Below are 19,596 nucleotides of genomic sequence, written 5' to 3'. Positions count from 1 at the left end.
GGATGAGTGGAGTAGCGAGTAGACTTGATACAACAGCTTTAAGTCAGTCAGTACAAAGGATGGGTGGAGTAGCGAGTAGACTTGATACAACAGCTTTAAGTCAGGCTACAGAGGCAACAAAAAGGCTGAGTAGAGTAGCAAGTAGATTCGATACAACAGCTTTAAGTCAGGCTACAGAGGCAACAAAAAGGCTGAGTGGAGTAGTAAGTAGATTCGATACAACAGCTTTAAGTCAGGCTACAGAGGCAACAAAAAGGCTGAGTGGAGTAGTAAGTGTATTTAATGCCTCAGCTTTAAGTCAGGCTACAGAGGTAGCGCAGGGATTGAAAGGAATCACAAAAGCTTTTCAAGGCAGTAGGTATAATTTTGCTATAGTAATGGCTAGTAGTGTATATTTAGAGGACTTAACAAGTCTTGAAAATGCCGATATAACGGATGATTATTATAGTAAACTATTTGAAATACTTGTAGAATGGTACACAGCTTTAATATCAAATTTGCAACAAATATGGAACATCATAACTACTGACACAGCGATGGATATAATGACTGTAGCAAGTTTTATAATGGGGTTAGTGGGAACAATAATAGCAATCAAAGGAGTTTTCTCCGATGATGCAAACCAAACACCTCAAATTCATATACACAACTATTCAGATGATTTGGAAATTGAAACAAAAACAGAAGGAAATCAAGTTGATATTTTCATTCAAGAGAAAAAATAGAGTAAGAAAATGCTGATGATAAGTGGTTGTCAGGTGTAGATAGAACATAATAAAGATTTTAAAGCAACTTTACTCAGAAATGAGTAGAGTTGTTTTTTTTGTTTGTTTCTATAATTCTGTAGAAAAAGCAACTATAGTTATGAACCTAGTCCTATCAAGGGTTTGAAGCGTTTAAAAATGAATTGGAAATTAAATCTGCATAAACTGTGTTTATACATATAAAATAGTCAGAAAAAACAGATTTTACAAATAAATAAAATTATATTAACCCATAATTGTATCATTAATATTATATTTTAAAAAATAGTTAAAAAGAATCATTTTGTCTAGATTTGCTAAAATTCACTAGTTTATTTGAGTGAATTATTATATAGTGTGTCAAGAGTAAAACACACGCAAACAATAAATAGAAAGCGAGAGAAAAAATGACAACGCAGAATGAAAGCTCACGTAAGAATAGAGCGAAACGACTTTACTTAGAACTTCTGGAGCGTGGAATTGTACGGAAAAGTGAGGAAGAACCTGCAAGGCTACTTACAGGTTCATGTATGAGAGCAAAACAAGATACAAACAAACGTCCGAAACAAAAGAAAGCCTACGAAGATAAAGAGTTCGGCTTTGAATCGGAGCTTGATATGGCTATCTATTTCATTACAGAGCTTACTCAAGAATGGGAGAAGTGGAAAGTGCAAACTAAACTTTGGCAAGAAGCTAAAGGAAAGAGAGCTAAAGGTTTGGCACGACCAACGATTGATAAAATTGTAGATGATTTAGGCTACATACGTGGCAATTTACAAACACTTTCCAATAAATTGAATATGGAGAAAGCCAAGAAGAAACAAATGAAACCAAGAGCGCTAATTGTATCTAATAGTGGAAATCTATCATTCAAGGTTTACGAAAGTGAATCAGCTACTGCTAGAGCGCTTAGCGCAGACAAAGGAAAAGTAAAGCGTATGGCAAAGCGAGGTTATAAGGTCATTGACAAAGCTACAGGAGCAGATACAGGACAAGTAGCTATCACAATGCCTGTCAAAGTCTTAGAGCCAACCAACAGCGAAGAAGAATATAAGGCTCAATGTGAAGCTCATGGAATCACTTACGATACACCCGAAGTACGAGCGGAACGTAACAAGCGAATGGTTGCGAGTATTTTAGAAAAGCACAGGTCTTAGTCGAGAAAGTACCTTTTTTTGAGAGGTACTTCTCACTCCTATAATAAGGTGATAGAATGATTACTTTTCTAATTTTATTTTCTAATTTTTAACCTAATTGTCACGCAAAAATTAATAATTCCAATGTTAGCAGAATGAGAGAATCGGATTACAACAATGACAAAGAAAAAATCAGCAATTGGAAAGGATATTTCTAATATACCTAACCGACATAAACCTTATTTTGTGGTTGATACAGATAACAAAATCACATCATACAAGCGTAGCGTTTGTATTGATAAAGTGATTTTGAAGGCAAGATTGACCGTAGAGGAAATTGAGGATTTGACTTCAATGTTTAGCTATTATATTGAGCATGAACCACAATCTAATGGCTTCACTAAGATAAGCTATATCATGGATTTGAGAGAGCGATTTGGGGTGTATATCAAGTTGCAACCTTTTATAACAGGTGTAAACGCAGAGATACAGCTTCACTCAAGATTCACGACAAACTTAATCGGGAACAGTCCAATCATACTTGATATTCTAAACAATCCCAAGTGGTTTATAGTTCGTTTGGATGTTGCAACTGACTATACAACACCATTTAACACGAGTGCTTATCTAAGACGCAATGGCAACCAAAAACAAACCAACTATGATACATCATCATGGGCAGGTTCAACAGGAAATCCAAATAAAACAGCGTGTGACTCACATTATGACCGCAAAGTAGAAGATGAATTGATCAATTCTAACTTCACTAATCGTTTTGAGGTAAAGTTGTTCTTTAAGGAAGCTAATAATATGAAGCTGTACGACTTGAACCACAATCTAATTGTTCAACGCTTGCAGAAGGAAATGTTTATTCCATGCCTAACGTACTCATATTTCTACGATAAACAGGTCAAGACCAACAGGGGGCAAAAGGAATACATTGACCTTATTAGACAGGCAAAGGAAGCAGATAACGAGAACTCAATCAAGTTGCTACTAACTACGAGCCAATGGACAACATTCCGTAAGCACTTCAAAGAGTGTCGTGATGATATTGAACAGGCGTATATTGAAAGTAGTCACTTGATATATGATTTTTTAGTGCCATCAGAAAGTATTGAAAGTCGATATGCTGAACTTGAAGCCTTAAACAAGTCTGTAGCATCAGTGAATGTTGATATTGAAGCAGAGAAATAATCCACACAGGCTGTTTAATTGATACTACAGAAATATAGAGGTTCAATAATGAAGTTGTACCTGCTACAGCGATTAATCAACATGTAATTATGTTACTTTTATGATATTTTATGGTTTTATTGTACCATATAAATCTGAAAAATATCAGAATGTTTTTGTGCTAAATCAATTAATATAATTAGCTTGGCTACGAAAAAATGTATAGCCTAATTCATACAAAGGGGTTGTTTAGAAATGAATATTAGTTCGATTAAAGCAAAAGGTAGAGCCAAAGCATTATACAAGAAATTTTTTGAAAGAGTAGTTGTTAAGGATGAAGAAAGGGAAGCTTCTAAGTTATTGCTAATTTCTTGTATAGAAAGTGAACTTGATAATTTGAAAAAAAGTACAGTTACTGAAGGAGAACTAATCGGATTTGATTCAGCAATTGAGATGGCTGTTTACTTTATTGAAGAGCTTCCTGAAGAATGGGATAAGTGGAAAATGCAAACAGAATTGTGTATGCAATTTGACCATTTGGACGATAGGTTTTTCTTTAGTCCTGTAGTGGATAGAATTGATTTTAGTAAAGGTTTTGTTGCAGGAAATTTGCAAATGCTAACTCGTAATGAATACTATACTAAAACTGGTGAAATAGTTGATCGTCTGAAACTCGGTAGAGAACTTAAATGATGATAGAATGGTCAGCCTTATTAAAATGTGAGGAAAGGCTCAATAGATTCAACTTTGAGTTAACTTACAATAACAACCGAAACAAGCTCACAGAGCCATTTACGAGTCCCATTATATTCCTAGGAGGAGTGAGTTCTATGAATGATAGCAAAGAATTTTGTCCGCATTGTAATGCTAATTTACAAGGAGAACCCATTCCCAAAGAATCCCAAAAACACTATAAGTCAACGCATTTTACTAGAAAAATTGGTATCACAAGTATAGAAGCTGATAGAATTCTTTTTTGGCGATGTCCCGACTGTAGTAAAGAATGGGGTGTAGGTTATAAACTCCATTTCTAAACATGGATAAGCCTATTATGTAACAGTTAGTTCAAAAAAAGCATGAGGATGTTAATGGACCTCATGCTTAGAATTGAAGACGAAGCAAAAGGGAGCCTTTAGCTGAATGCCATGTGTCTGGCTGATGGCGATTGTGGAGCATAACAAAAGGGCTTGTGTGTCCAATATTGATACGCACAAGCCCTTAGATTGATAAGTTATTAAATTTTCATGTAATCGACGTTATATCCTGTAGCTACCATTTCTTTAGCGATTTCATATTTCCATGCACCGTCTTCGTATTTAATATAGACAACACCTGAAATATCGTTAGGTAATTCAAGGTCTTCACCTTTATGTAATGCGACTACATTAGAGCGACCTAGTTTAGCGATAAAGAAACCATGTTCAAAAACAACATTTTGTCTTGCTCTACTACGAAGCTGTTCAGATGATTTTGATTTACCTTCATCACATGGAGTGTATAGAACAATGGCAAAACCTACATCGGAGTTATTCTCTATTTTCTCAATGATTGTATTACCTGCATTAGCTTGTTCATGAAGTATTACAGCTTCAAGACCTAATCTTTCTACAAATCGTGCAACTTCATTTTTTAAACCATTATCATGACCATGTACTATGAATACCTTGTTGCTTTTTGTAGGTTCAGCAATTTCTGTATCTAGAGATAAAGTGGGAGTAGAGGGGAAAAGTTCGTCCAACTCTATTTCTTGTAAAGCTACATCCAATACGATAAGTATTTTTCTTTTACCAATTTCAAAACTATGAGGGAATGAGTCGTAATTTGTTTCAACTTCTAACGCATTTTTGAAGTTTTTAGTATGGCTTGAGTTTTTACCGAAAACATTAGTAAGAACTTCTTCCCCTTTAGTTAGTAAAATTGAAAGATGAGGCGAATCGTAAAGCGTGTTTTGCATCTGTTCAATCAGATTATTTATTAGTTCTTTTTTTCTATTATAGTCCATTTTGATTTAACCTCATCTCTAATCTCTTCTTTACTGACTGAAACTTCTTTCAATCTAGAAATTATAACATAGTAAAGAATAATTTGGTAGAAGAATGGTGAATGTGCAACGAATGAGATTTACTGTTATCTCCTCCCGAGACGATAAGCTCTAAAAGCCTTAGAAACCTATTCAACAATAAAGAGCAGTAACTCATGGAGAAATTCCTAAACAATACTCGAATTAAATGGCTATTCAAATAGTAGCGGTACATAAGGGTAAAAGTGACATTATCTAAAGCTTGTGAGTGGATACAGATTTTTAATAGAGTAACTAGGGTGTCAACGAGAGGGAGTACGATACCGTTAAAGACCATTAAGAAAGCTGCAAGTTGGAAAAGGAATAAAAAGAATCTAAATGCTGAGAGAGAACAACTAAAGGTAATCTCTATGGAGTGTAGAGAGCCTTTAGCTGATATGTATTTGGAGCATTGTGAGGAATTATTTTGCGTATTCCAAGAGCCTTTAATTGGTTTGCATGCGCTTGAATATGAAAATAATAGGTTGGGGCTTATAGAATCATTTGTATGTGAGGGAGCAAAATCTCAAAATGAAGCAATGTATTAAAAATGTTTAGGACTTGCATGAATATAACTTAATATTTCATGTAAGCCCAATATTTTATATAAATAGTTACTATAAAAATTTAAGATATGGGTCGTACAAGTCTTCAGAGTCATAAGGATATTGGTAATTTTTATACGTATTATCAACTATTGATAGTAAAATTCTAACTGTTCCAACAGTATGAAAATGATTTTTACCATAACTGTCTTCTTCGTACTTCGTAAAGGCTAATAGTCCTTTTTCGATTTGTTCGTCAAGTTTTTGGATTGTGGTATAACCATTACGAACTAAATCTGTTACTAGACCTGAGATTTCATCACTATCATTATTATGTATTCTATTTGTAAATTTATTTTGTAAATAAAATGATAGGCTATCATAGTTTAACGTTTGGTCTTGATTATGGTCTCTTTTGTGGATTATAGCTTCAACATCTTCTGATATACTAATTTGATTTACTTGACGGTCTTTATAAAACATTTCAAAATGTGTATCTGCAACATAGAAAAGACCACTAAGAGCGTTAAAATCACGTTTTAGTTCAGGTGGAATATCAGTATCGCTCTTATATTCTAAAAAGTGTGAAATATTAGCCCAAGCATCCATTGAAATAGTTCTTACTTGAATTTCGAATGGAATGTACTTAATAGAATCATATCTAAAGCCTGCGAACTGTTCTTTGATTTTGACAATATAATGTGCAGACATATAACCAAACATATTTGAGTTATTAGTGTCGTTGATTTTATTGTCCTTTGAAATAACTTCAAAATTATCATCTATTACTTTTTCGATTTTATCTATATCTGATAGAAATAAACATACAATTCTTATGCCCACAATATCAGTCATTTCTTCAAAAGGTTTTTCTATTAGTTTTCTCTGTGCCTTTCCTATTATAGAATCCATTTCTTTTACTCTTGAAAGAATGTTATGTATCTTAAAGCTTTCTGCATTTAGAGCTTGTTTAATTGTATGTTTTCCTTCTTCTTCTAGTTGTTTGTAGATATTAATACGCTGTGAATATTCATCTTCGATTTGTTTAATGTCGATAATTTTTTCATTAATAGTAATACTTGAAGTTAAAGTCATATGAAATACCGCCTTGTATATTGGTTTTATTTTCCTTAACTAAAATTATAAGGTTTTTTTTATCTATTAGCTATAACAAATAAAAATCACTGTTACGGTAACCGAGACGATAGCTTCTGTACAGTTCCTTGATTAATAACTCATATTGTATAGATAATTCACATTAAAAACTGATATACCTTGTTATTATTGAAAAATAGATGAAAAAGCAGTAATTATTTGAACAAAAATGAGTCATGCGTAAAGGCATCGTAATTCACCTTTCAATAATATATTGTAACTTAGGTAATTAACGATTGATGTTCCGATGGTTTATAAAGGCATACCTTTAGCAACTACCCCGAATGGACTTAAAAACAGTTTGTAAAGGTATTGCTTTATATTTACAAACGTTTATAATATAAGTGTAACCTTTAAAAACGAAAGCAGGGAATTAGCATGACAAACACAAAAACATTCGGCTATGTACGAGTGTCAACTAAAGACCAAAACACTGACCGACAATTAGTGACAATGCAAGAACTAAATATCAACGAGCGTGACATTTTCGTTGATAAGGCAAGTGGTAAAGATTTTGACCGCCCAAAATATCAAGCACTTAAAGCACAACTACGCAAAGGTGACTTGGTTTATATCACGTCACTAGACCGTCTAGGTCGCAATAGTGACGCAATCAAAAAAGAATGGAATGAAATCACAACTGAAATTGGAGCAGATATTGTTGTAACTGATATGGATTTACTGGATACACGCAAGTATAAGGACACGATGGGAAACTTTGTTGCTAACTTAGTCCTAGAAGTGCTTACATTCATGGCACAACAGGAACGAGAGAAAATCCTTAATAGACAAGCAGAAGGAATTGCAGTTGCCAAAGCTAAAGGAAAGCACTTAGGTAGACCGCAATTAAACCTTAGCACTTTGACAAAGCAACAGAGAGCAGACCTTGAGGGGAACTATCAAGCTTGGAAAGCGAAAGAAATCACAGGTGTAAAATTCATGGAAATCTTGGAGCTGAAAAAGAACTCATTTTATAAGATTATCAGTGAATACGAAAGTTCAATTGAAGCATAAAACCTTGATACATAAGGCTTTATGACCGTTTCTTGAAACATAGAAGTACAGGTAAAATCACCGTTTTATTTTGAGTGTGACACAGGAGCGACAGAGCCATATGTGAAGCCATGGGAGAGCTGTGACACGGTGTTTCAGGACGAGTTGATACATTGGTCAGTTAAGGTCAAAAGTGTGTCAAGGGGACGATTGGAGCGCTACAGAGCATGGGTGATAGAGGGGGCATAGTTTCCGATATTAAAGCATTAAGTGAGCATAAATCTATCTAACCTACTACATACACACACACCGAGAGAAAGGAATCGAAACTATATGACAAGAAAAAGAGCGGTAGTTTATACAAGGGTTTCAACAGATAAAGAGGAACAAAAATTGTCCTTAGCTATGCAGAGAGAAGTATATGAGGAATATTGCAAAAGAGAAAATCTAGAGCTAGTAGATATTTTCGCAGATGAAGGTTTCAGTGGCACTAATGCTAGACGTGAGAAATTCATTGAAATGATGTACCGAGCAGGATTAGATTTTGATGAACGAATTAAAGATAGCGACATTTTTCATACATCAGACAGAGAGCCTGAATTTGACTACATTATCACTAAAGATGTTTCACGTTATGCTCGTAATGAAGAAATTGGTATGTCTACAGCTAAACAACTTAGAGCTTTAGGTGTTTATATTAGATTTGAACACGGTGGAGTTTCTACAGAGGACAAGAATTGGAAGTTATTGCTTACTATCTTGTTCAGTGTTGCAGAAGGATATTCTCAAGATTTAAGTGAAAAGATAAAGTTTACTAAGGAACATAATGCTAGAAAACATAGATATAGACCCGCTAGGCTACCATATGGCTTTACATGGGATAAAGATAGGAAAATTGTAAAAGTTCCTGAACAGGCTGGTATTGTAGAGTACATTTTCAACAGTTATGCTGAAAAAGGTGGAATGATTCTCTCCAAGGAATTAAATGAGAAGAACATACCTACTCAAAGAAATCATCAGTGGTCGAATGATAAGATTGGTCGTATCATTAAAAATCGCATATATACAGGGACAGCGGTTGTACATCAAACGTATAAAGATGATGTAACATCTACTGAACGAAAGCGTAGAGATGAAAGTGAGTTCATTATTATCCCTAACGCAGTACCACGGATTATTTCGGATGAGCAGTATGAAGAAGCGCAGAAGGTTCGTTTAAGTAGGGTTAATACTAGTATAAAAAAACGTGGTAGGAAAGTTTCTTATAATGATATTTACTTTCAGAAGATAAAGTGCGGTGTATGTGGAAAAGGATTCAAAAAACATACAACTACAGGTAGTGGTAAAAAGAAAAAAATAAATTACATGTGCATGAGTAGAGTTAAACATGCAGGCTGTGGCTGTAGAGGTGTCGCTTTAAATAATTTGAACAAGGGTTTAGAGGAAATCAATATCAATTACTTAGCAGATACTATGAAAGAGCAAGTTCAGTATAAGAAACTAATAGACAGTCTAGCTAAAGAGCTTGCTCGTGTAGAGGGAACAAGGAAACAGCTACAGGAGCAAATTGATCGATTGGACTCTGAATGTGATGGCTTAGCAGATAATATCAAAGAATTTAGTGAGAAGGGTAATACAAAGCTAGTTAATAGATATGAAAAGAAGTTTGATATAAAATCAAATGAGCTTGAAGAGTTGGAAGTACAGCTAGAATCCATTAATGTTGAAAAGATTCAAAGGTTAAAGCAGAAAGTAGAACAGAAAAAAGACCTTATTCAACAGTTGAAGAAGAACCAAAGTTTCACTAATGAAGAGAAGCTACAGTTATTACAGAAGGTAGTTGTTACTGACCTTGAGCTTGAATATTTCTTTACTATGCCTAACTATGACGATGAAATGCAAGAGTTCAACAGCATTTTCAAAGATAGTCCAATTAAAGTAGGGCTTCAACCGATACCGCATGGAATCACTGTGAGAAGAAATCATAAAGAAGCTAAGGTACATTGGAATCAGCTTGTTGAGGATTACGAAGCTAGAGAGCAACATGAGAGTGATTATCCTTATGAAGATGAAGTAATGCTTGATGCTCAACACTATGAAAATTGGGAAGAAGCGAAAGGTTAAGAGCAGAAGGTAAGTTATAGTTTCTTCCTATTAAAATGTTTTATTCAATTGATTAGATGAATCACGCATTTTTTTTGTTTAAAAAATAGCTTTAGATATATAAAATAACCTCCATTAAAAATTTGGAGGTTATTTTATAATCAATATTCAATAAAACCAAAAGATTCTATAAGGTTTACATTATCTTTATTTAATTCTTTTAATATTGGTGATTCTATTTTTATTGTATTATATGATAATTTAGAATCTATGTATATTAAATTTTCTTCTATAATAGAGAAAAAGACTTGGCTAGGAATAGTTAAATAAAATTCAGAAAGGAATTTAAACATTTTTTCCTTAAAATCCTTAGCTGTCTCGTTTTTTATAAAAGAATCCATAGCAAAGGGGATTTTCACAATAGAATATTCACTAATTAGATTTGAATATAAAGTGTATATAGCTAACATTTTTTTATTAGCATCGTTACCACTACCTAATATCTCTTTAAAATTATTGAATTTTATGTCATTCAATTTAACATTACCAAGACTTAATTCATATTCATTAAGTAATTCATTATATTTTTTTCTAATTTCTCCTCGTTTTTTTGTCCCTAAATTATTTTCTGCAGTAATTGATTTACGAATGTCAGCTATTTTTCCTAGTACTGTATTTTTTGCGTTTTGGAGATTTCCCCCCAAGCTTACATAATTATTGAAAATTTCCTGTTGGACTTTATTTTCAATATAATTTTTCACATCAACATTTCGACTATTATTAACTATATCCTCAATTTCTAACTGTTCAGATATATAATTATTCTTTTTAGTAATTGTTTTATCTCTTATACCTTTAAGTTCATAATATTTTTTTTCACATTTATCTATTTGTTCACTAATTTCATATAGATTATTTCTTATTTTAAGTCTAGTTAATGACTGTTCTTCGGTTAGGTTAGAATTGCAATAAATACATTTATGTTCTATCTCTTTAAATCTCTTTTCATAAGAAATTTTAAATTTATTTAATTCAGCTAAATCTCTGCTTAAAATGTTAATTTCCTTCTCAACATCGATTAATTCTTTATCATACAAAGCTATTATAGAATTTAAGCTATTCAATTTTTTTAGGTAATTATTTAGTTGGATTTCACTTATTTTATTTTCATCTTGATTTTTAAATTGAGATATATAAACAAAAGTATCGGTTGATAGGTGATTTTTCTCTAATAATTCTAAGCTTTCCATTTTCCTCTCAATCACTTTAAGTTCTGATTCAGCTTGACTCTTGCTTGCTTCTAAATCAAGTATTTTCATATTATTAATTCCAAAGTAAAAATCTAACAGGTTTTTAGCTGTACTTGTGTATCTACCGAATGAATCAGATGTTTTTGAAAAAACATAACCATTCCAAGATTTATCTTGGTCAATATAGAATGGTAGTAATACTTCGCTTGCATATACATCAGCTAGCATTTTAGATTTTTTCTCTTTGATTTTGATTCTTATGTTTAATAACTCTTGTAACCATATAGAATATTCTTTCTCGTTCAGAATTTCTTCCTTATCGTTTATATAAAACAAATCTCTATGTCTAGTGATTGAAACTAAACGATTATTATGTTTTATATTTAATTTAAAAATCATATTGTTAGCATCCCAGCCATCTGGCCAAATTTTTATGCTAAAGCCTAGAGCATAATAAATTGATTTAATTAAACTTGATTTTCCTTGAGTGTTTGTTTTACTTACTAAAAAGTTTATTCCTGAATCAAAATCGAATTTATTGATTCTTTTGTCTATATAATCATATATAATTATGTTTTCCATTATCATTTTGTTCACTCTCCAATCTCGCAAATACATTCAATAGCAATAGCTATTAAAGTATTTTCTTCATCTCTTGAATTGAAATTAGTTACAACGGTATCTATAATTTCTTTATCTGATAAATCCTCTAGATTTACAATTTGAAGAATATTTTCTTTTATTTCATCTTTTAATATCGTTTTTGTTAAATCGATTTTTATGCGCTCTTTCCCTATACGAGATTTTTTAATACTGTTATAAGAAAGAGAATTTAAAATATCATTAAATTTATTTAACACTTTACAAGTAATAAATAAATTTGAAAAGTAATTCGTATCCATATATTTCAATTCTTTTTGGGATATTTCTTCTATCTTCTGATTTGCTTTCTCATCTATGGTAAGCGTAAGTTCTGCAATAATTGCTCTTCCTTGTTTATTATCCACTGAAACCTCAATGTCGTTCAAACAGCCTATTAAATATTTAATAGAGTCATTATATTCTTCACTTAAAGGAGATTCATGTATATACAAATTGTTTAGTTTGTCTTTATAATCGTCTGACAGCTTGCTTAGAATAATAGATTTTGCTTCATCAGTTGGTTTGTGTAGAATGTTACAAATCTGCCCAGGTTTCTGGATATTGAACTTGTTTTTAATATCTTGTGGTTTGATATTCTTAACAAATATTTTAAACGTATCATCATCATGACCAGAAGATAAATTTTTTTCTAGTATGGAAGGTTTATTGATAGTTTTTTTTGTACCGTCCTCATTTTCAATTGTATGCTTTTTTCCTTTTTGTAAAAGTGAACTGATAGAATGTACTTGTTTTTTTACTTGAATGTATGCTTTATAACCATCAAAAGTTACAACTATACCATCTTCTGCTTCAATATATATTTTAAAATTCGATTTTAAATAGTTATTAATTGCTAGTAATATAAGATTCGCTTTTTGGAAGTTAAAACCTTTTATAGCTTCTGCTCCGCCATTATCTAATGCCATTGGTTCACTCAAATAATTACCTCCCTTTCATTTTATTATATATCCTGTATATAAAATTTCTATAATATTTTACATTTTACAATTGTTTACTAAAAAATATGGTTGTTTTTCTAAGTAAATATAAGCATGGTACAAGGACAAGTAGAGGCTTATCGAGTAGATTTTATGGATTATCCAACAATTCAAGATTTGGTAGCGAAAGGCTATTTAAAGAAGGATGAAACGACCTGCCCTAATAAAGAAGAGATTATGATTACTAAGGATGGAGAGGTACGATTGGCGAAAACCTCTACCGATACTGGTTCTAGTAATTGATGAATGTTACTAAAAGTGAACGTGGCTATACGTTTGTTGAAATGCTAATAGTATTGTTTATCGTTATGTGTTTGTCAGCGATTGTCGTCAAGTATTCGTTTAAAGTAGCGGAGACTAGGGAGCTTGAGCAATTTTTTACACAAATTCAATTAGATATTCAATATATACAAACTTATAGTATGCATCAAAGGGAGTATATCTCGATGAAGTTTGAGAGTTCATCAAAGAGATACATTATTAAAAAGAATATTTTTACAGAATTATATGAACGCCCTTTTCCGAAAGGGGTTGAGTTTATGCCTGCATCGAGTTCAATTTACACGATTATGTACAACTATAATGGAAACGTCATGACGCCAGGAACTGTTTATTTTAAAACGCCTCAAGGTATTAAAAAGGTTGTGATTACATTAGGACGAGGGAGATCAAGGATTGAATGAATCGGGTTATTCATTTGTGGAAACGATATTATCAGTAGTCATTGTTATGTTAGTATGCACGACATTAATACCAATTAGCTATACGATGAAAACGACTCTTTACAACAAGAGGTTGGAGGTTATCGCAGCTGAAACGGCCTATGAAGGCTTAAAGCATTACCGCTATCTACAGCAAACGGAAGGCACTAAAACAATTGAAAATATAGAATTTCGGTGGTTTATAAATGGACAAGGGATATGCGTAAGTTTTCAAAATACGCGGGAATTACGTAAAAAATGTATACAACTGACAGGTGAAGTTGATGAATGAGCGAGGCTACACATTATTAGAAGCGATGTTTCAATTAGTTGTTTTTGTACTTATTGCCCATCTTGTTGTGTTCATTATGCTTTGGTTTGCAGAAATGAAAACAACGATGCTATCTGATGAACAATCAAAGTGGGAGCTTTTTGTTTATGATTTGAATATGTATTTAAATGATATTTCATCTTTAACAATTCGAAAAGATCAAAAGAGAATAACCTTCCAGGCAGCAGATACCATTCATAATATTGATTGCTACAGCAATATAATTCGTGATCAAGTAAATGGTGGTCATGTACCAATGCTAGTTGGTATTACTAAATGCCAGTTCCGATATGAAAAAGATATGTTAACAGTAGCTGTTGAACTTCCAAGTGGTAGTAAAAAGGAGCGAACTTTCTATGTTCCAGTTTTTGAAAAATGACAAAGGGGCTATTTTTTTAATCGCAATTGGATTATTATTTTTTGTAACTACTTTTGTCCTTGCGTATTGTACGTCTTATGAAATTCAGTTTCGAACATATGATGGCCTAGAAAAGCTGAATGTTCAAGCTACGATAAATTTATTAGGACAAATTTTGTCAGACAGTGTAGAATCGTAGTTATAAGAAGGTGATTCGAATGCGAAAAATATATTTAGTTGGTTTTATGGGCTCCGGGAAAAGTGCATTAGGAAGACGTTTAAGCTATTTGTTAAAGATGCCCTATTACGATATGGATCATGAGATTGTTCGACAACAGGGTATGACAATTCCTCAAATATTTGAAAAATACGGAGAAGCACGTTTTCGGGAAATAGAAACAGAATTTTTGAAAAATTTCCGGGATGAAGCTTGTATTATTTCAACAGGTGGTGGAGTCGCAATTAATGCTGAAAATCGAAAAATAATGAGACGCAGTGGGCTCGTGTTTTTTTTAGATGCGACATTCGAAGATATATACAAACGAATACAGCATGATCCGAACAGACCGATTGTACAGAGCTCGACGAAAGAGGAGTTAGAGCGGCTGTATCATTACAGAAGAAAGTTCTATCGTGAAGTAGGACATATACAAGTGTTAACAGAGGGGAGAACAATCCGCCAAATTCTTGAGTATTTAGTATTCCAAGTTAAAAGGCTAAAAGGCGAACTATGATATATTATAAAGGTTTTAATGTTCGTGTTTTAATATAAATTAAAAAATGATTGCCTTTTCAATGTAATTAATGTTAGGATATAGACAAATAAGTTACTTAATGTTCATTGAATACTAAATAGTACCAAGTTGAAACTTGGGCGGATGATTGTACGGGGAGAGAACGTGTAGACGTCACCGAAGGAGCAAGTAGCAAAGTGTTATGAATCTCTCAGGTAAAAGGACTCGTATAAGACGCAACTCTGGAGAGTGCTGTAGTACTACAGCCACCAAAGGGGAAAGCCGGCTGATTGGCATTGTAGGTATGCGAGCCAGTCTGGTGTAACTTTCAGGTGCAAGGACAGAGAATCCCGAAAAGGGGTTCGTCTGTCTTTTTTATGTCTAAATGATTTACCTAATGTTGTTCGTTCTTCTTTATTCGGATGAACAAAAAAGGGAAGCATGACTGTAAAAAAAACAGACGAACTACTACAAGTAAATATGTAACGAACAATAAGGGGGCAAAAACAATGACAGAATTAAAACGCACACCTCTATTTGAAGAATATGCAAAACATGGTGGTAAAACAATTGACTTCGGTGGATGGGAATTACCAGTACAGTTCTCTTCTATTAAAGAAGAGCATGATGCAGTACGTAATCGTGCTGGTTTATTTGATGTATCACATATGGGTGAGATTTTAGTAACTGGACCTAATTCACTAGAGTTTTTACAAAATCTTTTGACAAATGATATTTCTAAAATTGCAGTAGGTCAAGCACAATATAATGCAATGTGCTATGAAGATGGTGGTGTTGTTGATGATTTATTAACGTATAAATTAGCAGACAATCATTATTTATTATGCGTGAACGCGGCAAATATTGAAAAAGATTATGATTGGATGATGGAAAATCAACATCAATATGATGTGACGATCGACAACCAATCAGACGCTTATGCACAAATTGCCCTTCAAGGTCCATTAGCAGAAGAAGTTCTTCAAACATTAACAGATACTGATTTACAAACGATTAAATACTTCCGTTTCCAAGCAGATGTTGAAGTTGCTGGTCAGAAAGCATTAGTATCTCGTAGCGGTTACACAGGAGAAGATGGTTTTGAACTATACGGCTCTCCAGAAGATATTAAAGCATTATGGAGTAAAATCTTAGAGGCTGGAAAAGACAAAGGTGTAGTTCCTGCAGGTTTAGGCTGCCGTGATACACTTCGTTTTGAAGCAGGTCTTCCATTATACGGGCAAGAGCTATCAGCGACAATTTCACCTCTTGAGGCTGGTATTGGTTTCGCTGTGAAGTTAAATAAAGAGGGCTTTAATGGTCATGAGGCATTAGTGGCACAAAAAGAAAATGGGTTGTCACGTAAAATTGTGGGCATTGAAATGATTGATAAAGGAATTCCTCGTCATGGCTACAAAGTGTTGAAAGATGGTAAGGAAATCGGTGAAGTGACAACAGGTACACAGCTTCCTTCTTCTAAACGTAATGTTGGTCACGCATTAATTGACAGTCAATTCACAACTATCGGAACTGAATTAGAAATCGAAATTCGTGGTAAACACTTAAAAGTAGTAACAGTTGAAACACCGTTTTATAAGCGTTCAAAATAATATTGAAAAGAGGGACCTACATTTATGAAACATCGTTATTTACCAATGACGGAGCAAGATAAACAAGAAATGTTAGACGTAATCGGTGTATCCTCAGTTGATGCGTTATTTGAGGATATTCCAGAAAAAGTACGTTTTAAAGGCCTATATGATATTAAAGAAGCGAAATCTGAATCAGCTTTATTAAAAGAATTAACGGCAATGGCTGCGAAAAATAAAGATACAAATGCTAACGTATCGTTTTTAGGTGCAGGCGTATACAACCACTATAAACCGGTTATCGTGGACCATGTTATTTCTCGTTCAGAGTTTTACACAGCGTATACTCCATATCAACCAGAAATTTCACAAGGGGAATTACAAGCGATTTTTGAATTCCAAACGATGATTGCAGAGCTTACAGGTATGGATCTTGCAAACTCTTCTATGTACGATGGAGGAACAGCATTAGCTGAAGCAGGTATGCTTGCAGCTGGCCATACACGCCGTAAGAAAATTTTAGTATCTGAAGCGGTTCATCCTGAGTATCGTGATGTCGTTGCTACATATGCATATGGTCAATCCATTGAAATTGTTACTGTTCCACAAAAAGATGGTGTGACAGATGTAGAAGCTTTAAAAGAATTAATGGATGATAATACGGCAGCTGTTATTGCACAATATCCTAACTTCTTTGGTCAAATAGAGGACTTACAAGTAATTGGCGATATTGCGCATGAGGCAAAAAGTTTATTTGTTGTCTCTTCAAATCCACTTGCACTAGGAATTTTAACACCACCTGGTAAGCTAGGTGCTGATATTTGTGTAGGGGATGCACAGGTTTTCGGTATTTCTGAAGCATTCGGTGGTCCACACTGTGGTTTCTTTGCAGTAACTACGAAGTTAATGCGTAAAGTTCCTGGTCGTCTTGTAGGTGAAACAGTTGATGGTGAAGGTCGTCGTGGTTATGTTTTAACATTACAAGCACGTGAACAACATATCCGTCGTGATAAAGCAACGTCTAATATTTGTTCGAACCAAGCGCTTCTTGCACTTGCTGCTTCTGTAGCAATGACTGCTCTAGGTAAAGAAGGCGTTCGTGAAATGGCAATGCAAAACATTGCGAAAACTCGCTATGCTAAAAATGCCTTTGAAGCGGCTGGCTTCACAGTAGCATTCCAAGGTGCACACTTTAACGAAATCGTTGTGAAAACAAATAAATGTGTGAAAGAAATTAATAAAGGCTTAATTGAAAAAGGCATCATCGGTGGCTATCCTTTAGGTCAAACATATGACTCTCTTAAAAATCACGTGCTAATCGCAGTAACAGAATTACGCACGAAGGAAGAAATTGATGCACTTGTTGCAGAAATGGGGGCTCTTAATGCATAACGAAAATCAATCACTCATTTTTGAAATTTCCAAAGAAGGTCGCGTAGGTTACAACTTAGAAGCACTTGATGTACCAGAGGTTGATCTTGCCGACTTACTTCCTGGAAACTTAGTACGTACTGAGGCAGCAGAATTACCAGAAGTGTCTGAGCTTGATATTATGCGTCATTATACAGCACTTTCTCGTCGTAACCATGGTGTAGACTCTGGCTTCTACCCGCTTGGCTCTTGTACGATGAAATATAATCCAAAAATTAACGAGGCTGTTGCACGAATTTCAGGTTTTGCTAATGTTCACCCATTACAGGATGAATCAACAACTCAAGGTGCGATGGAGCTTCTTTACGACCTACAAACTTCATTAGTTGAAATTACAGGTATGGATGAAGTGACATTACAACCTGCAGCAGGTGCTCATGGAGAATGGACAGCATTAATGATGATCCGCGCATTCCATGAAGCAAATGGTGAAGGTCACCGTAATAAAGTTATTGTTCCTGACTCTGCTCACGGTACAAACCCAGCATCGGCAACAGTTGCAGGCTTTGAAACTATTACTGTTAAATCAGATGAAGATGGTTTAGTAGATATTGAGGATTTACGCAAAGTAGTTGGTCCTGATACAGCTGCATTAATGCTAACAAATCCAAATACACTTGGTCTATTTGAAGAAAACATTATCGAAATGGCAGAGCTTATTCACTCTGTTGGCGGTAAAGTATACTATGACGGTGCAAACTTAAACGCAGTAATGAGTAAAGCACGTCCTGGTGATATGGGCTTTGACTGCGTACACTTAAACTTACACAAAACATTTACAGGTCCTCACGGTGGCGGTGGCCCAGGTTCAGGTCCAGTAGGAGTGAAAGCTGATTTAATTCCATTCCTTCCAAAACCAGTTTTAGTAAGAACAGAAGACGGAACATATCACTTCGATTACGAGCGTCCACAATCAATCGGACGTGTTAAACCTTACTATGGTAACTTTGGTATCAACGTACGTGCATATACTTACATCCGTACAATGGGTCCAGATGGCTTAAAAGCTGTAACAGAATACGCTGTACTAAACGCAAACTATATGATGCGTCGATTAGAGCCATTCTACGATCTACCATATAACCGTCATTGTAAACATGAATTTGTATTATCAGGACGTCGTCAAAAGAAACTTGGCGTTCGTACTTTAGACATCGCAAAACGTCTGTTAGACTTTGGCTACCATCCACCAACAACTTACTTCCCATTAAATGTGGAAGAAGCATTAATGATCGAGCCAACAGAAACAGAATCTAAAGAAACATTAGATGCATTCTGCGATGTGATGATTCAAATTGCAAAAGAAACTGAAGAAAACCCATCAATCGTACAAGAAGCACCACATACAACAGTCGTAACTCGTCTAGACGAAACACGCGCTGCTCGTACACCAGTGCTTCGCTATCAAAAAGCATAATTAACTGCTATAAAGCGTCCGATAAGTATTTAGATACTTATTGGACGCTTTTTTTAGGGAGTTTAAAAGCGAAATAGTCGGATCGACGAGGCAGAATGTGATAGAACAGGCGAAGCGACGGATAGAACAGGCGAAGCGACGGATAGAAGCATCAAAAAGATGGATAGAAGCATCAAAAAGATGGATAGAAGCATCAAAAAGATGGATAGGACCATCAAAAAGATGGATAGAAGCA

Annotated in this window: 21 protein-coding genes and 1 riboswitch; of the genes, 17 read left to right on the top strand and 4 right to left on the bottom strand. The window is 34.2% G+C overall.

Annotation, left to right across the window (positions count from 1 at the left end):
- The 5 genes from ACFTQ7_RS04130 to ACFTQ7_RS04110 form a co-directional block, all read left to right on the top strand.
- A partial coding sequence (locus ACFTQ7_RS04130; RefSeq protein ID WP_386827451.1) for a hypothetical protein occupies positions 1–725 on the top strand: 725 nt, incomplete at its 5' end.
- 425 nt (positions 726–1,150) lie between these two features.
- Positions 1,151–1,900, top strand: coding sequence for a hypothetical protein (locus ACFTQ7_RS04125; protein ID WP_386827450.1), 750 nt, complete (start codon positions 1,151–1,153; stop codon positions 1,898–1,900).
- A 156-nt stretch (positions 1,901–2,056) separates the two neighbouring features.
- Positions 2,057–3,076, top strand: a complete 1,020-nt coding sequence (locus ACFTQ7_RS04120) for a hypothetical protein (RefSeq protein WP_386827449.1) — start codon at positions 2,057–2,059, stop codon at positions 3,074–3,076.
- Positions 3,077–3,310: 234 nt separating this feature from the next.
- A complete protein-coding gene (locus tag ACFTQ7_RS04115) occupies positions 3,311–3,748 on the top strand; it encodes a hypothetical protein (protein WP_386827448.1) in 438 nt (145 codons plus the stop codon).
- A 137-nt stretch (positions 3,749–3,885) separates the two neighbouring features.
- Positions 3,886–4,089 (top strand): hypothetical protein, encoded by a 204-nt coding sequence (locus tag ACFTQ7_RS04110; RefSeq protein WP_386827447.1) that lies wholly within the window; start codon positions 3,886–3,888, stop codon positions 4,087–4,089.
- Between the two features lie 200 nt (positions 4,090–4,289).
- Here the strand turns inward: ACFTQ7_RS04110 and ACFTQ7_RS04105 are convergent, their stop codons facing one another.
- Positions 4,290–5,057 (bottom strand): TIR domain-containing protein, encoded by a 768-nt coding sequence (locus ACFTQ7_RS04105; RefSeq protein WP_386827446.1) that lies wholly within the window; start codon positions 5,055–5,057, stop codon positions 4,290–4,292.
- A 317-nt stretch (positions 5,058–5,374) separates the two neighbouring features.
- Between ACFTQ7_RS04105 and ACFTQ7_RS04100 the strand changes: the two genes are divergently transcribed.
- Positions 5,375–5,662 carry a hypothetical protein gene (locus ACFTQ7_RS04100; RefSeq protein ID WP_386827445.1) on the top strand — a complete coding sequence of 96 codons (288 nt, stop codon included), beginning with the start codon at positions 5,375–5,377 and terminating at the stop codon, positions 5,660–5,662.
- Between the two features lie 69 nt (positions 5,663–5,731).
- On the opposite strand, the gene ACFTQ7_RS04095 is transcribed toward ACFTQ7_RS04100, so the two are convergent.
- A complete protein-coding gene (locus tag ACFTQ7_RS04095) occupies positions 5,732–6,754 on the bottom strand; it encodes a GTP pyrophosphokinase (RefSeq protein WP_386827444.1) in 1,023 nt (340 codons plus the stop codon).
- 438 nt (positions 6,755–7,192) lie between these two features.
- On the opposite strand from ACFTQ7_RS04095, the gene ACFTQ7_RS04090 reads away from it, so the two are divergent.
- Both ACFTQ7_RS04090 and ACFTQ7_RS04085 read left to right on the top strand, forming a co-directional pair.
- Positions 7,193–7,828: a recombinase family protein gene (locus tag ACFTQ7_RS04090; RefSeq protein ID WP_386827443.1), complete on the top strand. Its 636-nt coding sequence runs from the start codon at positions 7,193–7,195 to the stop codon at positions 7,826–7,828.
- Between the two features lie 312 nt (positions 7,829–8,140).
- Positions 8,141–9,931 carry a recombinase family protein gene (locus tag ACFTQ7_RS04085; RefSeq protein ID WP_386827442.1) on the top strand — a complete coding sequence of 597 codons (1,791 nt, stop codon included), beginning with the start codon at positions 8,141–8,143 and terminating at the stop codon, positions 9,929–9,931.
- A gap of 140 nt (positions 9,932–10,071) precedes the next feature.
- Here the strand turns inward: ACFTQ7_RS04085 and ACFTQ7_RS04080 are convergent, their stop codons facing one another.
- Together ACFTQ7_RS04080 and ACFTQ7_RS04075 are read right to left on the bottom strand one after the other, a co-directional pair.
- Positions 10,072–11,748 (bottom strand): hypothetical protein, encoded by a 1,677-nt coding sequence (locus ACFTQ7_RS04080; RefSeq protein ID WP_386827441.1) that lies wholly within the window; start codon positions 11,746–11,748, stop codon positions 10,072–10,074.
- A 5-nt stretch (positions 11,749–11,753) separates the two neighbouring features.
- Positions 11,754–12,740 carry a DUF4297 domain-containing protein gene (locus ACFTQ7_RS04075; protein WP_386827440.1) on the bottom strand — a complete coding sequence of 329 codons (987 nt, stop codon included), beginning with the start codon at positions 12,738–12,740 and terminating at the stop codon, positions 11,754–11,756.
- A gap of 114 nt (positions 12,741–12,854) precedes the next feature.
- On the opposite strand from ACFTQ7_RS04075, the gene ACFTQ7_RS04070 reads away from it, so the two are divergent.
- The 9 genes from ACFTQ7_RS04070 (at position 12,855) to gcvPB (ending at position 19,361) form a co-directional block, all read left to right on the top strand.
- Entirely contained in the window at positions 12,855–13,043 is a 189-nt protein-coding gene (locus tag ACFTQ7_RS04070; protein ID WP_386827439.1) for a competence type IV pilus major pilin ComGC, read from the top strand.
- Positions 13,043–13,483 (top strand): competence type IV pilus minor pilin ComGD, encoded by a 441-nt coding sequence (gene comGD / locus ACFTQ7_RS04065; protein ID WP_386827438.1) that lies wholly within the window; start codon positions 13,043–13,045, stop codon positions 13,481–13,483. The genes ACFTQ7_RS04070 and comGD overlap by 1 nt, the downstream gene beginning before the upstream one ends.
- Complete coding sequence (locus ACFTQ7_RS04060) at positions 13,476–13,793, top strand: hypothetical protein (RefSeq protein WP_386827437.1); 318 nt, start codon at positions 13,476–13,478, stop codon at positions 13,791–13,793. The genes comGD and ACFTQ7_RS04060 overlap by 8 nt, the downstream gene beginning before the upstream one ends.
- A complete protein-coding gene (comGF, locus tag ACFTQ7_RS04055) occupies positions 13,786–14,211 on the top strand; it encodes a competence type IV pilus minor pilin ComGF (RefSeq protein ID WP_386827436.1) in 426 nt (141 codons plus the stop codon). The genes ACFTQ7_RS04060 and comGF overlap by 8 nt, the downstream gene beginning before the upstream one ends.
- On the top strand, positions 14,189–14,389 hold the full coding sequence (locus ACFTQ7_RS04050; protein WP_386827435.1) for a hypothetical protein: 201 nt from the start codon (positions 14,189–14,191) through the stop codon (positions 14,387–14,389). Before comGF ends, ACFTQ7_RS04050 begins: the two co-directional genes overlap by 23 nt.
- 19 nt (positions 14,390–14,408) lie before the next feature.
- Complete coding sequence (locus ACFTQ7_RS04045) at positions 14,409–14,924, top strand: shikimate kinase (protein ID WP_349660301.1); 516 nt, start codon at positions 14,409–14,411, stop codon at positions 14,922–14,924.
- A gap of 144 nt (positions 14,925–15,068) precedes the next feature.
- A riboswitch (glycine riboswitch) is annotated at positions 15,069–15,161 on the top strand.
- Between the two features lie 272 nt (positions 15,162–15,433).
- Complete coding sequence (gene gcvT, locus ACFTQ7_RS04040; protein ID WP_386827434.1) at positions 15,434–16,534, top strand: glycine cleavage system aminomethyltransferase GcvT; 1,101 nt, start codon at positions 15,434–15,436, stop codon at positions 16,532–16,534.
- A 24-nt stretch (positions 16,535–16,558) separates the two neighbouring features.
- Positions 16,559–17,905 carry an aminomethyl-transferring glycine dehydrogenase subunit GcvPA gene (gene gcvPA, locus ACFTQ7_RS04035; protein WP_386827433.1) on the top strand — a complete coding sequence of 449 codons (1,347 nt, stop codon included), beginning with the start codon at positions 16,559–16,561 and terminating at the stop codon, positions 17,903–17,905.
- Positions 17,898–19,361 carry an aminomethyl-transferring glycine dehydrogenase subunit GcvPB gene (gene gcvPB, locus ACFTQ7_RS04030; protein ID WP_386827432.1) on the top strand — a complete coding sequence of 488 codons (1,464 nt, stop codon included), beginning with the start codon at positions 17,898–17,900 and terminating at the stop codon, positions 19,359–19,361. The genes gcvPA and gcvPB overlap by 8 nt, the downstream gene beginning before the upstream one ends.
- Positions 19,362–19,596 lie beyond the last annotated feature (235 nt).

Source organism: Lysinibacillus sp. NPDC056959 (assembly GCF_042674095.1).
GTDB lineage: Bacteria > Bacillota > Bacilli > Bacillales_A > Planococcaceae > Lysinibacillus > Lysinibacillus zambalensis.
Note: the sequence above shows the minus strand (reverse complement) of the source record. Positions and strands in the feature narration are given on the sequence as shown.